At 56.8% G+C, this 13,486-nt stretch carries 14 protein-coding genes; 6 read left to right on the top strand and 8 right to left on the bottom strand.

What is annotated here, in order from left to right; all coding sequences use genetic code 11:
- Positions 1-211: 211 nt before the first annotated feature.
- The 5 genes from ABLU86_RS12135 to cysE all read left to right on the top strand — a co-directional run bounded on the left by ABLU86_RS12135 (position 212) and on the right by cysE (position 3,447).
- Positions 212-643 (top strand): rhodanese-like domain-containing protein, encoded by a 432-nt coding sequence (locus tag ABLU86_RS12135; protein WP_015369178.1) that lies wholly within the window; start codon positions 212-214, stop codon positions 641-643.
- 104 nt (positions 644-747) lie between these two features.
- Positions 748-999 carry a glutaredoxin 3 gene (grxC, locus tag ABLU86_RS12130; RefSeq protein ID WP_015369179.1) on the top strand — a complete coding sequence of 84 codons (252 nt, stop codon included), beginning with the start codon at positions 748-750 and terminating at the stop codon, positions 997-999.
- 59 nt (positions 1,000-1,058) lie between these two features.
- Positions 1,059-1,526, top strand: a complete 468-nt coding sequence (gene secB / locus ABLU86_RS12125; protein WP_015369180.1) for a protein-export chaperone SecB — start codon at positions 1,059-1,061, stop codon at positions 1,524-1,526.
- Entirely contained in the window at positions 1,526-2,545 is a 1,020-nt protein-coding gene (gene gpsA / locus ABLU86_RS12120; protein ID WP_015369181.1) for an NAD(P)H-dependent glycerol-3-phosphate dehydrogenase, read from the top strand. The genes secB and gpsA overlap by 1 nt, the downstream gene beginning before the upstream one ends.
- Positions 2,546-2,625: 80 nt before the next feature.
- Positions 2,626-3,447 (top strand): serine O-acetyltransferase, encoded by an 822-nt coding sequence (gene cysE, locus ABLU86_RS12115; RefSeq protein ID WP_004106845.1) that lies wholly within the window; start codon positions 2,626-2,628, stop codon positions 3,445-3,447.
- Between the two features lie 448 nt (positions 3,448-3,895).
- On the opposite strand, the gene trmL is transcribed toward cysE, so the two are convergent.
- From trmL to ABLU86_RS12090, 5 genes are all read right to left on the bottom strand, one after another.
- Positions 3,896-4,369, bottom strand: a complete 474-nt coding sequence (gene trmL, locus ABLU86_RS12110; protein ID WP_047053582.1) for a tRNA (uridine(34)/cytosine(34)/5-carboxymethylaminomethyluridine(34)-2'-O)-methyltransferase TrmL — start codon at positions 4,367-4,369, stop codon at positions 3,896-3,898.
- 151 nt (positions 4,370-4,520) lie between these two features.
- Positions 4,521-5,705: a quinone-dependent L-lactate dehydrogenase gene (lldD, locus tag ABLU86_RS12105; protein WP_020077693.1), complete on the bottom strand. Its 1,185-nt coding sequence runs from the start codon at positions 5,703-5,705 to the stop codon at positions 4,521-4,523.
- A complete protein-coding gene (gene lldR / locus ABLU86_RS12100) occupies positions 5,705-6,478 on the bottom strand; it encodes a transcriptional regulator LldR (protein WP_047043057.1) in 774 nt (257 codons plus the stop codon). The genes lldD and lldR overlap by 1 nt, the downstream gene beginning before the upstream one ends.
- Positions 6,475-8,130, bottom strand: coding sequence for an L-lactate permease (lldP, locus tag ABLU86_RS12095; protein ID WP_015369185.1), 1,656 nt, complete (start codon positions 8,128-8,130; stop codon positions 6,475-6,477). Before lldP ends, lldR begins: the two co-directional genes overlap by 4 nt.
- Before the next feature lie 299 nt (positions 8,131-8,429).
- On the bottom strand, positions 8,430-8,792 hold the full coding sequence (locus ABLU86_RS12090; protein WP_047038008.1) for a YibL family ribosome-associated protein: 363 nt from the start codon (positions 8,790-8,792) through the stop codon (positions 8,430-8,432).
- Positions 8,793-9,067: 275 nt separating this feature from the next.
- Between ABLU86_RS12090 and ABLU86_RS12085 the strand changes: the two genes are divergently transcribed.
- Entirely contained in the window at positions 9,068-9,292 is a 225-nt protein-coding gene (locus ABLU86_RS12085; protein WP_015369187.1) for a hypothetical protein, read from the top strand.
- On the opposite strand, the gene mtlR is transcribed toward ABLU86_RS12085, so the two are convergent.
- The 3 genes from mtlR to mtlA form a co-directional block, all read right to left on the bottom strand.
- Positions 9,281-9,877, bottom strand: coding sequence for a mannitol operon repressor MtlR (mtlR, locus tag ABLU86_RS12080; protein WP_020077694.1), 597 nt, complete (start codon positions 9,875-9,877; stop codon positions 9,281-9,283). The genes ABLU86_RS12085 and mtlR overlap by 12 nt on opposite strands.
- A complete protein-coding gene (mtlD, locus tag ABLU86_RS12075; protein ID WP_015703789.1) occupies positions 9,877-11,025 on the bottom strand; it encodes a mannitol-1-phosphate 5-dehydrogenase in 1,149 nt (382 codons plus the stop codon). The genes mtlR and mtlD overlap by 1 nt, the downstream gene beginning before the upstream one ends.
- Positions 11,026-11,126: 101 nt before the next feature.
- Positions 11,127-13,037: a PTS mannitol transporter subunit IICBA gene (gene mtlA / locus ABLU86_RS12070; RefSeq protein ID WP_047064494.1), complete on the bottom strand. Its 1,911-nt coding sequence runs from the start codon at positions 13,035-13,037 to the stop codon at positions 11,127-11,129.
- Positions 13,038-13,486: the final 449 nt, after the last annotated feature.

Genomic DNA, 13,486 nt, shown 5'->3' with positions numbered 1-13,486 from the left:
GTAATTTTACTACAGCTGAATCGATCAAATCACCGTAAAAGATCAAAGAAAGGGAAGGGGTGACGCCACAGTCGATGGCGAAGTCGGTTTTTTTTTCGTGACGGGCCGCAGAAAATACATTACATCGCGCTCACTGGCTGTATTTGCCGCAATGCACAGGTATACTCCTTCCCTGGTTTTTTTATCACTTAGTCGGGAGTTGTAACCCCCCATGCAAGAAATTATGCAATTCATCGGCCGTCACCCGGTCCTGAGCATCGCGTGGATCGCGCTGCTGGGTGCGGTACTGTTCACCACCTTTAAAGGCTTGATGTCAAAAGTTAAAGTCATTACTCGTGGTGAAGCGACGCGTCTTATCAACAAAGAAGAAGCCGTTGTTGTCGACCTGCGTCAGCGTGACGACTTCCGTAAAGGCCATATCGCCGGCGCTATCAACCTGCTGCCTGCCGATATCAAAGCAAATAACGTCGGCGAGTTGGAAAAACACAAAGCACAACCCATTATTGTTGTGGATGGGTCCGGCATGCAGGCGCAAGAACCTGCCAGCCTGCTGAATAAAGCCGGATTCGAAAAAGTCTTTGTACTGAAAGAAGGTATCGCAGGCTGGAGCGGCGAGAACCTTCCGCTGGTACGCGGCAAATAATTTACCCCCGCGTCGTTATGGCGCAGCGGTTTCCCCGATAACCTCTCAGGCGGCGGGGAGCCTCTGCGGCGTAAAATCCCTCGGGGTAAAAACAGGAGTGAGTCATGGCCAATATTGAGATCTATACCAAAGCGACCTGCCCGTTTTGCATCCGCGCTAAAGCGCTGCTGAACAGCAAGGGCGTGACGTTCAACGAACTGCCTATCGATGGCGATGCCGCAAAGCGTGAAGAGATGATCCAGCGCAGCGGCCGGACGACGGTTCCGCAGATTTTTATTGATGCGCAGCACATTGGCGGCTGTGACGACTTGTATGCGCTTGATTCACGTGGTGGACTTGATCCCCTCTTGCGCTAATTTTTACGCTTTCCCCATCCAGGGGCGCGTATTTAAGGACAACACGAAAGGGTTTTACTATGTCAGAACAAAACAGCACCGAAATGACTTTCCAGATTCAGCGCATCTACACCAAAGACGTTTCCTTCGAAGCGCCAAATGCGCCGCAAGTTTTCCAGAAAGATTGGCAGCCGGAAGTTAAACTTGATCTGGATACCGCTTCCAGCCAACTGGCTGAAGGCGTTTATGAAGTGGTGCTGCGTGTCACCGTAACGGCATCGCTGGGCGAAGAAACCGCATTCCTGTGCGAAGTACAGCAGGGCGGCATCTTCTCCATCGACGGCATCGATGGCAACCAAATGGCGCACTGCCTCGGCGCGTACTGCCCGAACATTCTGTTCCCGTACGCTCGCGAGACCGTTACCAGCCTGGTTTCCCGCGGCACCTTCCCGCAACTCAACCTTGCGCCGGTGAACTTTGACGCGCTGTTTATGAACTATCTGCAACAGCAGGCTGGCGAAGGTGCTGAACAACATCAGGATGCCTGATGAACGCGCTTAATGCTGCAATGACTGTGATCGGTGCCGGCTCTTACGGCACCGCTCTTGCCATCACCCTGGCAAGAAATGGCCACGAGGTTGTCCTCTGGGGCCATGACCCGAAACATATCGCGACGCTGCAACACGATCGCTGCAACGCCGCGTTCCTTCCCGATGTGCCCTTCCCGGACACGCTGCGCCTTGAGAGCGATTTAGCGACGGCGCTGGCCGCCAGCCGCGATATCCTCGTGGTGGTGCCGAGCCACGTCTTCGGCCAGGTTCTGCGCCAGATTAAACCGCTGATGCGTTCCGATGCGCGTCTGGTGTGGGCGACGAAAGGTCTGGAGGCCGAAACCGGCCGTCTGCTGCAGGACGTGGCGCGTGAAGCGCTGGGCGATGACATCCCATTAGCGGTCATCTCTGGTCCGACTTTTGCCAAAGAGCTGGCCGCCGGCCTACCGACGGCGATTTCGCTGGCGGCGACGGATCCGCAGTTTGCAGAAGACCTTCAGCGCTTGCTGCACTGCGGTAAAAGCTTCCGCGTCTACATCAACCCGGATTTTATCGGCGTGCAGTTGGGCGGCGCGGTGAAAAACGTTATCGCCATCGGCGCCGGGATGTCTGACGGCATCGGCTTTGGCGCGAATGCGCGTACGGCGTTGATCACCCGTGGGCTGGTGGAAATGTCCCGTCTCGGCGCGGCGCTAGGCGCCGATCCGGAAACCTTCATGGGCATGGCCGGGTTGGGCGACCTGGTACTGACTTGTACCGATAACCAATCGCGAAACCGCCGTTTTGGCATGATGCTCGGACAGGGCATGGACGTGCAAAGCGCGCAGGACAAGATTGGCCAGGTGGTTGAAGGCTATCGCAATACCAAAGAGGTTCGCGTTCTGGCGCAGCGTTTAGGCGTCGAAATGCCAATAACCGAGGAAATTTATCAGGTATTGTATTGCGGAAAAATTGCGCGCGAGGCAGCATTGACCTTATTAGGTCGCGCACGCAAGGACGAACGCAGCGCCAACTAGCCGCAGGGAAAGTCTGTTACCTGTATGACCCGGTCAGCGAAGAACTGACCGGTCATAATTCTTATCGTCTGGAGTATGCAATGCCGTGTGAAGAACTGGATATCGTCTGGAACAATATTAAAGCCGAAGCCCGGGCTTTGGCCGACTGTGAGCCGATGCTCGCCAGTTTTTACCATGCAACGCTACTCAAGCACGAAAATCTGGGCAGCGCCCTGAGCTATATGCTGGCGAATAAGCTGGCCTCGCCGATTATGCCTGCTATCGCTATTCGCGAAGTGGTGGAAGAGGCCTATGCTGCTGACCCGGAGATGATCGCTTCCGCCGCCTGTGATATCCAGGCGGTACGTACCCGTGACCCTGCGGTCGATAAATACTCAACGCCGCTGTTGTACCTGAAAGGCTTCCATGCGCTGCAGGCCTATCGTATCGGCCACTGGCTGTGGAATCAGGGTCGCCGCGCGCTGGCTATTTTCCTGCAGAACCAGGTTTCCGTCTCGTTCCAGGTCGATATTCATCCGGCGGCGAAGATTGGCCGTGGGATCATGCTCGACCACGCCACCGGTATCGTGGTCGGTGAAACGGCGGTGATTGAAGACGACGTATCCATCCTGCAGTCTGTGACCCTCGGCGGTACCGGTAAAACCAGCGGCGACCGTCACCCGAAAATTCGCGAAGGCGTGATGATTGGCGCCGGGGCGAAGATCCTCGGCAATATCGAAGTCGGGCGCGGGGCGAAGATTGGCGCCGGTTCCGTGGTGCTACAACCTGTGCCGCCGCATACCACCGCCGCAGGCGTACCGGCGCGCATCGTCGGCAAGCCGGAGAGCGACAAACCGGCGATGGATATGGATCAGCATTTTAATGGCATCCACCATACCTTCGAGTACGGCGACGGAATTTGATGTATTGCCATTTGCCGCCGCGAAGCTCAGAAATGTAGATATCTGCTATCACTTTGCAACTGTTTCGCTCCTGGATAAACGGTTGTTCTGTGCTGTTTCCGAGCACATTGCGCTCCCGATATTTCTTCTGCGTTATGTCTTTCATGGCGCAGGGAGCGCACAGAGGGCGGCCAGTCGCCGCCGCCCACTGTACTCCCGGGCTCTGGCCGCCAAAATCGCCACTTCGTGGTACCTTCGACTTATCCCGGCAGGCTTCGGGTCGGGCCGAGGCAGCGTCCGTGCAAAACACGGCCCTCAGCCCGCATCCATGCGGGCTGCCCCGGCCTTCCGGGAACGTCTCAGCGATTTTGAGGCCACCAACACCGGCAGTTTCAGGCAGTATTGATGCGGTTGTAGCGCGAGTAGCCCGGATAAGGCGCAGCGCGCCGCAATCCGGGAACCGCTCAGGTTAGCGGCGCAACACGGCGCCGGGGTATCCCAACTGACGCCAGGCTTCATACACCACCACCGACACCGCGTTTGACAGGTTCATGCTGCGGCTGTCCGGCATCATCGGAATACGGATTTTTTGCTCCGCCGGCAGGGCATCGAGGATGCTGGCCGGCAGGCCGCGCGTTTCCGGACCAAACATCAAGAAATCACCATCCTGATAGCTTATCGCGCTGTGGGCGGGCGTGCCTTTAGTCGTGAGGGCGAACAACCGTTGCGGCTTCGCGCTGGCGACAAACGCCGCGTAATCCGCGTGGCGCTGTACGGCGGTGAACTCGTGATAATCCAACCCGGCGCGTCTCAGGCGTTTATCGTCCCAGGTAAAGCCCATCGGCTCAATGATATGTAAATTGAAGCCGGTGTTGGCGCACAGGCGGATGATATTGCCGGTGTTCGGCGGGATTTCTGGTTCGAATAACACGATGTTCAGCATACTGCCCCCTTAATTGCGGGGGGCAGAATAGCAGATATTTGTTGAACCCTCACCCCGACCCTCTCCCAGAGGGAGAAGGAGAAAACCGATTCCAGCCGGACGGGCCCCTCACCCTGAGGGAGAGGGGCGGCGTAAGGGAAAACGCGGAGAATTACGCGGCATTGTCCTGCTTGAGCGCATCGAAGGTCTGCAGCGCTTCGGCATTCTGCACCAGCGAATCGCGGCTGATTTCGCTGATGGATTTCGCCCCGGTCAGCGTCATCGCCACTTTCATCTCTTTCTCGATAAGGTTGAGCAGATTCGCCACCCCCTGCTTGCCGTGGGTCGCCAGCGCGTACAGATACGCGCGGCCCAGCAGCACGCTGTCGGCGCCAAGGGCGATCATCCGCACCACGTCGAGACCGTTGCGGATACCGCTGTCGGCGAGAATAGTGATGTCGCCTTTAACCGCATCGGCAATGGCGGGCAGGGCGCGGGCGGAAGAGAGCACGCCGTCAAGCTGGCGGCCGCCGTGGTTGGAGACGACAATGCCGTCAGCGCCGAAGCGCACCGCATCGCGGGCGTCCTCCGGGTCGAGGATCCCTTTGATCACCATTGGGCCGTCCCAGAAGTCGCGGATCCACTCCAGGTCTTTCCATGAAATCGACGGATCGAAATTATTCGCCAGCCAGCCGATGTAATCCTCAAGCCCGGTCGGTTTGCCGAGGTAGGCGGAGATATTGCCCAGGTCGTGCGGGCGGCCGTTGAGACCGACGTCCCATGCCCACTGCGGATGAGTGACGGCCTGCCAGTAGCGGCGCATGGCGGCGTTTGGGCCGCTCATGCCAGAATGGGCGTCGCGATAGCGCGCGCCGGGGGTCGGCATATCCACGGTAAAGACCAGCGTGGAGCAGCCTGCGGCTTTGGCGCGCTCCAGCGCATTGCGCATAAATCCGCGATCGCGCAGGACATACAGCTGGAACCACATCGGGCGTTTGATGGTCGGGGCGACCTCTTCAATCGGGCAAACGGAAACGGTAGAGAGGGTAAACGGGATGCCTTTGTCGTCCGCCGCGCCCGCTGCCTGCACTTCGCCGCGGCGCGCGTACATGCCGCACAGCCCGACCGGCGCCAGCGCCGTTGGCATCGCCAGCTTTTCGTTGAATAACGTGGTCTCCAGGCTCAGATCCGACATATTGCGCAGAATGCGCTGGCGTAGCGCCACGTCGGAGAGGTCTTCAACGTTGCGGCGCAGGGTATGTTCGGCGTAGGCGCCGCCGTCGATATAGTGGAACAGAAATGGTGGCAGGATACGCTGTGCGGCGGCGCGATAGTCGCTGGCGGCGGAAATAATCATCACGAGTTCTCCCTGGAATTTTCATTGTGGTCACCGGGCAGGCGGGTAATACGCGCCTGGCGGGCCTGGTCTTCATCAAAACGTTTAATGGTGGAGTGGACAAAACCGAGGTGGGCCATCATCGCCTGGCGGGCGCCTTCCGCGTCGCCGGCGAAGATCGCTTCCATTACCGCCTGATGTTGTTCGGTCAGACGCGCGAACACCGGCGGCACCAGATACATGCGCTGGCGGCTCTGCTTCACCGAGGATTGCAGAAGCTCGAAGAAACCGCGCATGGTTTGCAGCAGCACCACATTATGTGAGGCTTCAGCGATCGCCAGGTGGAAGCGAACATCCGCCTGTGAGGCGAGATCCGGGTCATCGCTGAGGGTGGCTTCAAAACAGAGGCGGATTTTTTCTTTTTCGGCGTCGGTGGCCCGCATCGCCGCATGCCAGGCGGTGCTGGCTTCAATAGCGTGGCGGGCTTCGAGAATATCAAAACTGTAGTCGGGGTCGTCGGCGAGCAGCGTTTTCAGCGGCTGGACGATGTTTTGCTCCGACCAGGGCTCGTGCTGCCAGCGCACGAAGGTGCCGCCGCCGCGACGGCTAAGCAGCACCCCTTCGTTGACCAGCATCGCCAGCGCTTCACGCAGCGAATTGCGTGAAACACCGAGCTGGACGGCAAGCTGGCGCTCGGCGGGCAAACGCATGCCCGCCTCCAGCTGTTGTTCTTCTATCAGCGCCCGGACGCGATTTGCGACGTCGTCAGCCAGGCGTTTTGGCATCACTTTCACGGAATCATCCAGGTTAAGACATAAGCCTGCAGGGTGGTAATCAGGCCCACCATGCAGGTGAAGATCAGACTGTGCTTGACGGTAAAGCGGAACAGGTCCGACTCTTTACCCACCAGGCCTACCGCGGCGCAGGCAATGGCGATCGACTGGGGCGAAATCATCTTGCCTGTCACCCCACCGGTGGTATTCGCGGCGACCAGCAGAATATCGGAGACGCCGATTTGCTGGGCTGCCGTCGCCTGCAGCGCGGCGAATAGCGCGTTAGACGAAGTATCCGAACCGGTCAGGAAGACCCCCAGCCAGCCGAGGAACGGCGAGAAGAAGGTAAACGCGTGGCCGGTATGCGCCAGCGCCAACGCCAGCGTCGATGACAGCCCGGAGTAGTTTGAAATAAAGGCGAACGCCAGCACCATGCCGATGGAGTAAATAGGCAGCGCCAGCTCTTTCAGCGTCCCGGCGAAAGTGGTCAGCGCATCCTTTGGCTTCATACGCAGCCAGACGATAGACAGTATAGCGGCGAACAGGATGGCGGTGCCGGTCGCCGACAGCCAGTCGAATTTGTACACCGCGGCGTACGGCGTCGCGGCGCTCACCACCGGCGGCATACGGGCGACCATTTTGTCGAGGAACGGTACCGGGATGTTAACCACGAAGTCATACATCGCCCCGCCCGGCGCAAACAGCGCTTTAAACGGCGGTACGCTCCACAGGGTGACGGTGGCGGTGAGGAACAGGAACGGCGACCAGGCGCGAATGACCTGACCGGCGGTGTAATGCGTGCGCGCCAGCGTTTGATCAACCTGCGCGGCGCCCATATCGCCAAAGCGGAAGATACGTACCGGCTGCCAGCGCTTGAGGAACAGCGTCAGGCACACCAGCGACACCAGCGAAGAGATGATGTCCGGCAGTTCCGGGCCGAGGAAGTTAGAGCTGAGGTACTGCGCGATAGCGAACGAGCCGCCTGCGACCATCACCGCAGGCCACGTCTCTTTCACCCCGCGCCAGCCGTCCATAATTGCCATGATCCAGAACAGCACGATAATGGTCAGGAACGGCAGTTGGCGGCCAACCATCTGGCCGATGGCGAAGCTATCGATGCCGGTCACCTGGCCGGCGACCAGAATCGGGATCCCCATGGCGCCGAAGGCCACCGGCGCGGTGTTAACAATCAGGCACAGCCCGGCGGCGTATAGCGGATTGAAGCCGAGCCCAACCAGCAGCGCGGCGGTGATCGCCACCGGCGCGCCGAAACCGGCGGCCCCTTCGAGGAAGGCGCCGAAGGAGAAGCCGACAATCAGCATCTGCAGGCGCTGATCCGGTGTAATCGAAAGAATCGACGAGCGGATAATGTCGAACTGCCCGGTCTTTACCGAGATTTTATAGACGAAGACCGCGGCGATAATAATCCACGCGATAGGCCACAGGCCGTAGAAGAAGCCGTATACCACCGACGATAAGGCGCGATCGACCGGCATTTTGTAGAACAGCAGGGCGACAAGCAGCGCGATGGCTACGGTCCAGGTGGCGGCGATATAGCCTTTAAGCTTGAGCTTAATCAGGGCGAAAAAGAAAAACAGAATCGGCAGTGAGGCGATAAGGCTCGATAGCCAGATATTACCAGCCGGATCGTAATTTTGTTGCCAGAGGTTCATGCAGGTCTCCATCGGGCCACATCCAATGCATCAGGTTGGGTCTGCGCCCATTGCCGATCACACTGTTTGTAAAATTGGCCCAGCCAAATTGCGATTGTAGGGTTAACGACAATTGATGGTTAACCAAGTGTTATGGCATAGCAACGCGTTTGTGATGCAAAGTGATGGATATGTGAACCGATTGACGGTTTAAGAAATAATTGGTTGGGCCAATTTAGCGGAGAAGGGGAAATTGGCTGTGAGTTCACGGCCCGGTAGGGCTACCGGGTAATAGACGACAAACTCACAGCGGCAAAAGATTAAAACTCGCTCTTCGCGAAGCCGGTCATCTCTTTGAGGCCCATTTCGCGGCCCAGCGCGGTCATCGGATGGACGACAACCAGTCCGCGCACGCTTTTCTTCAGCTTGCCCATATCGGCCTGCTCTTTTTTGGTGATGGCGCGGCGGTGCGGCATGCTCATCAGTTTCTGCGCTTCTTTGCTCAGCTTCTGCGACTGAACGGAACGCAGGCGTTCGATTTCCGTTTCCAGGGTCGCTTTTTCTTTTTCCAGCTCCGCGTATTTATCGGCGGCTTCGACCAGCGACAGGCCGGCCTGCTGGTGGCGGATGGCGTCGAGACGGTCGCTCAAACGCTTGATTTCATTCTTTTCGACTTCTTTCATGGTAATTTTATCTGTGAATAAAAGGGCTTCGACGTTACATAGTATGGGCCGGGCGGGCCTTTGTTGATAGTTTTTTATCGAAATACTCGTGGCTTCACCGCCGTAAGCATGAGACCTGATACATTATAACTATCTGAATAGTAGTGATATTGTAATTTTAATTAAGCTGTTTATCATTTTTGTGAAGCCTGACGACCATTCAGCACGTTTTCCTCAACTTGCTCCCTTTTTTTCGCCAATCCTTAATAAGATCCCCCTGAACAGAGGAGAGCGTGATGGCGAAAATCGGCGACGGCGTACCACGTATCATCGATAAAACGGTAGATTTCATGGCCTCGAGCCAGGCGTTTATGGAATATCTGAAAAAATGCCCGCGTTTACAGCGGATACCGCGCGATATTCCTGAGGATAAAAAAGCGCTATTTCTGAGTCGTCTGGAGTATTACCGGCAGCTGTACCGGCCGACGTGCGACCAGCAAGAAGCGGAGTCAGAGCGTTGATTTCTGGAAGGCTTTTTTTAAGCTGATTCGGGAAATCAGCTCAGTCAGAGACAACACCATCGTAGAACGTACCATCTGCTGGTAGCGCAGTTTCTGCATTGCCAGCAGTTCCTTATCGCTCTCATCAAACAGCGGCGTTGGCGGAAGCGCGGCGACGCAGTGCAGCTCGCCTAACGGCCCGAGAATTTCATCGTCGGTGAAAGCGTACTCATTGCCGTCATGATTGAGCTCTTCACGCAAGGCCATCAATAGCTCGGCATCTTCGTATTCGGCGCGGCTTATCACCCCAAGGCCGTAGATAAGCTTCAGGCGTACGGAAAGATCGCCCAGCGGCCCACTGCCGTCCAGCAATGGTTCCACTGCGTATTTCACCGCGTAATCGTCTTTGCGGAATACCTGAAGTACCAGAATATTGACTGCCTCCGTCAGGAGTTCGACGGCGGCTATCAGGAAACTTCTTACGGTCTTACCAGCATTTAAACGCTCAAGTACGCGGTTTTCAAATGCCTGTGTTTCTTCCATTATTGCCTGCATATCTGACAGGAGTGGTATTGGGCGCGGCATCGGCCGCGCCAGGTTGTACATCATTTTACCGCGTTGTAGTCGTTAACGGCTTCCGCCACTACAGCGCTTGCCGCATCCAGACCGGAAATCTGCGCCAGCGCGGCCTGTGGCCCTTTTTCGGCAATCAGCGCCGCCAGTTCCTGAGCCTGCGGATCGTCTTCGCTGCGGAAATGCATGGCCGCGGCAATCCCTTTTACCAGGTTCCGGTGCGGCAGGCCGTATTCCAGCGTGCCAAGCAGCGGCTTGATCAAACGATCGCCCGCGCTCAATTTACGCAGCGGCTGGCGGCCGACGCGCTCCACATCATCTTTCAGATACGGGTTCTCAAAGCGACCGAGGATCTTCTGGATATAAGCCGCGTGTTTCTGCGCATCAAAGCTGTAGCGTTTAATCAGCACCGCGCCGCTCTCTTCCATTGCGCCTTTCACGACGGCGCGAATGTGCTCATCGAGAATCGCGTCGCGAATCGTTTGATGGCCCGCCAGTTTCCCGAGGTAGGCGGTTATAGCATGCCCGGTGTTTAAGGTGAATAGCTTACGCTCGACAAATGCCATCAGGTTATCGGTTAATTCCATTCCTGGGATGTTCGGCAGCTCGCCCTTAAACTGGGTTTTATCCACAATCCATTCGCTGAAGGTTTCAACGGTGACTTCCAGCGGATCGTGGGTGGCGGAAGCCGACGGCGGAACGATGCGGTCTACGGCGGAGTCGACGAAGCCGATATGTGCTTCAACCCACGCTTTGTCCTCTTCCGCCAGCGCGTTAAACACATGGCCTTTCAGCTGGCTGGTGCCGCGTACCATGTTTTCGCAGGCGATGATATTCAGCGGGCGTTCAATACCCTGCGCTTTACGTTTCACCAGGCCTTTGGCGATGGCAGGGGCGATACGCTCCAGAACGACGGGGCCGACCGCGGTGGTCACCAGGTCGACATCGGCGATCAGATCCACCACCTCATCGCCAATGCTGCTGACGGCATTCACGCCGGAGACGGTATCAACCTGTTCGTTTTCACCCACCACGTGGACCTGATAGCTATGACGGGCATTCAGGGCATCAAGGACCACCTGATTAACATCGGCGAACGTAAGGGAGATACCGGCGTCAGCCAGCAGTTTGCCAATGAAGCCACGTCCGATATTACCTGCGCCAAAATGTAATGCTTTCATAGTATTAACCTTCAATTAATGTTTTTACCTGAGAGGGCTGGGGTGAGGCTTTTCCCTCACCCCAACCCTCTCCCAAAGGGAGAGGGTATGGAGCGTTGTGGTTATTTATTCAGCAACGACAGGACTTCTTCGACGCTGGTGGTTTTCGCCAGCCGCTCAATCACGGTTTCATCATCCAGCGCGTTAGTCAGGCTGGTGATAACGTGAATGTGTTCGTTGTTGCGGGCGGCGATACCGATGACCAGACGCGCGACTTCATCTTCTTCTTCGCCGAAGCGCACGCCTTCCGGATACTGGCAGAAGACGACGCCGGTTTTCAGTACCCGGTCTTTCGCTTCAATGGTACCGTGCGGTACCGCGATAGATTCGCCAAGATAGGTTGAGGTCAGCTTCTCGCGGTCGAGCATCGCCTGCACGTATTCCGGCTCAACGTATCCGCCTTTCACCAGTTGTTCACCGGCGAAGCGAATGGCCTCTTCTTTGGTCGCCGCTTTGCGCCCGAGGAAGATGTTATCCGCGCCCAGCTTGAACAGGTTGCTGTTGCCCGCATCAAAGCTGTCTTTCAGGCTATCGGTGACTTTCACTTCGTTGTCGATGTGGCGCTGCGCCGCCACCAGACGCTCGGTCAGGCTGGTATACAGGCCGCTGTCGAGGAAGTTGGTCAGCGAAATATGCTGCGCCTGCGGTACCTGGCGCATGGCGCGCTCGGTCAGGTCGCGGTGGGTGATCACCAGGTCGACATCCGGCGGCAGATTGTTAATCGCGCTGTTGGTGACAGAGATATTGCTCAGTCCGGCATCCTGGACTTTCTTACGCAGTACCCCGGCGCCCATGGCGCTGGAACCCATACCGGCGTCGCAGGCAACGATGATTTTACGCACGTGGCTCAGGTCGTTAGCCACGTCGCCCGCGGCCAGCGGCGTCGCCGCGCCTTTGGACTCGGCTTTCATGTCGTGCATGCGACGGGTTGCGGCTTCGATATCGTCTTCTTCTTTCACTTTGCTGGTTTTCAGCAGAATGGCAGAGACAATAAAGGAGACCGCCATCGCCGCAATAATGGCCGCGATGTTAGCGAAGTAGGCGCCTTTTGGCGTCATCGCCAGTACCGCCAGAATGGAACCCGGGGAAGCCGGGGAAACCAGGCCGCCGTTGAGGATAGTCAGGGTGAAGACACCGGTCATACCGCCGAGGATAACGGCCAGAATCAGACGCGGGTTCATCAGCACGTACGGGAAGTAAATTTCGTGGATACCGCCCAGGAAGTGGATGATTGCCGCACCGCCCGCAGACTGCTTCGCGCTGCCGCGGCCAAAGAACATGTACGCCAGCAGAACGCCCATCCCCGGACCCGGGTTAGCTTCAATCAGGAAGAAGATGGATTTGCCAAGCTCATGGGACTGCTGAATACCCAGCGGCGAGAAGATACCGTGGTTAATCGCGTTATTGAGGAACAGGATTTTCGCCGGTTCAACAAAGATAGACGCCAGCGGCAGCATGTCGTGCGCCACCATGAAGTTAACGCCAGCCGCCAGCAGTTTTGACAGCACTTCAACCGCCGGGCCGATGCCGAGGAACGCCAGAATGGCAAGGATCATCCCGATGATGCCGGCGGAGAAGTTATTCACCAGCATTTCGAAACCGGATTTGATTTTACCGTCTACCCAGGCGTCAAATTTCTTAATGCAGTAGCCACCGAGCGGGCCGGCGATCATTGAGCCGAGGAACATCGGCATATCCGCGCCGACGATAACGCCCATGGTGGTGATAGCGCCGACGACGCCGCCGCGTTCACCGCCAACCAACTTACCGCCGGTATAACCGATCAGTAGCGGCAGCAGGTAGGTGATCATCGGGCCGACCAGCTTCGCCAGCGTCTCGTTCGGCAACCACCCTGTTGGGATAAATAACGCGGTGATAATCCCCCACGCGATAAACGCGCCGATATTCGGCATCACCATATTGCTGAGGAAACGACCAAAGCTTTGCACCTTGATCTTGATATCGGATGACATAAAACACCCCTTCTTCTGTTTTGCTTATCGCGCAGGCTGAACGCCCGAGGTTTGTTGTTAATGTGGCGGCAGAGGTAGCCGGACCCTGATTGATAGTGCGAAATCTGGCACTGAATCGTTAAGCTGTCCAGCGAGCGGCTTTTTATGTGATTTTGATCACATAAATATAGGTGTCTGGTGCTTATATGTAGTGATCATCATCACAAAAATGATGTGTAAAAAAACAACAACAGGCCATGAAAGCTCCTGAATCGCATATTTATGTGATATTCGTCACATTATAACTTTGCGATTTTGTTATTTGTTTGTGATGAGCATCACAAAATATTTTGCGCTCAATTCCGCCAGGTGTGATCTGCCGCAGGTTCTGCTTTCCCCAGCGGCCAACGATGTAACTTTGCAACTCACCTGCATGAAGAACATTTTTTGCCGCTGATGGCGGAAATGAA

The organism is Klebsiella sp. JN_Kp121 (assembly GCF_040062145.1).
In the GTDB taxonomy this organism is placed as follows: Bacteria; Pseudomonadota; Gammaproteobacteria; order Enterobacterales; family Enterobacteriaceae; genus Klebsiella; species Klebsiella aerogenes.
This window is presented reverse-complemented; position numbering and strand designations above follow the sequence as displayed.

Coding starts and splice junctions, on each gene's coding strand:
- ABLU86_RS12135 (WP_015369178.1), top strand. CDS start 212: ATGCAAGAAATTATGCAATTCATCGGCCGTCACCCGGTCCTGAGCATC.
- grxC (WP_015369179.1), top strand. CDS start 748: ATGGCCAATATTGAGATCTATACCAAAGCGACCTGCCCGTTTTGCATC.
- secB (WP_015369180.1), top strand. CDS start 1,059: ATGTCAGAACAAAACAGCACCGAAATGACTTTCCAGATTCAGCGCATC.
- gpsA (WP_015369181.1), top strand. CDS start 1,526: ATGAACGCGCTTAATGCTGCAATGACTGTGATCGGTGCCGGCTCTTAC.
- cysE (WP_004106845.1), top strand. CDS start 2,626: ATGCCGTGTGAAGAACTGGATATCGTCTGGAACAATATTAAAGCCGAA.
- trmL (WP_047053582.1), bottom strand. CDS start 4,369: ATGCTGAACATCGTGTTATTCGAACCAGAAATCCCGCCGAACACCGGC.
- lldD (WP_020077693.1), bottom strand. CDS start 5,705: ATGATTATTTCCGCCGCCAGCGACTATCGCGCCGCCGCACAGCGTATC.
- lldP (WP_015369185.1), bottom strand. CDS start 8,130: ATGAACCTCTGGCAACAAAATTACGATCCGGCTGGTAATATCTGGCTA.
- ABLU86_RS12090 (WP_047038008.1), bottom strand. CDS start 8,792: ATGAAAGAAGTCGAAAAGAATGAAATCAAGCGTTTGAGCGACCGTCTC.
- ABLU86_RS12085 (WP_015369187.1), top strand. CDS start 9,068: ATGGCGAAAATCGGCGACGGCGTACCACGTATCATCGATAAAACGGTA.
- mtlR (WP_020077694.1), bottom strand. CDS start 9,877: ATGTACAACCTGGCGCGGCCGATGCCGCGCCCAATACCACTCCTGTCA.
- mtlD (WP_015703789.1), bottom strand. CDS start 11,025: ATGAAAGCATTACATTTTGGCGCAGGTAATATCGGACGTGGCTTCATT.
- mtlA (WP_047064494.1), bottom strand. CDS start 13,037: ATGTCATCCGATATCAAGATCAAGGTGCAAAGCTTTGGTCGTTTCCTC.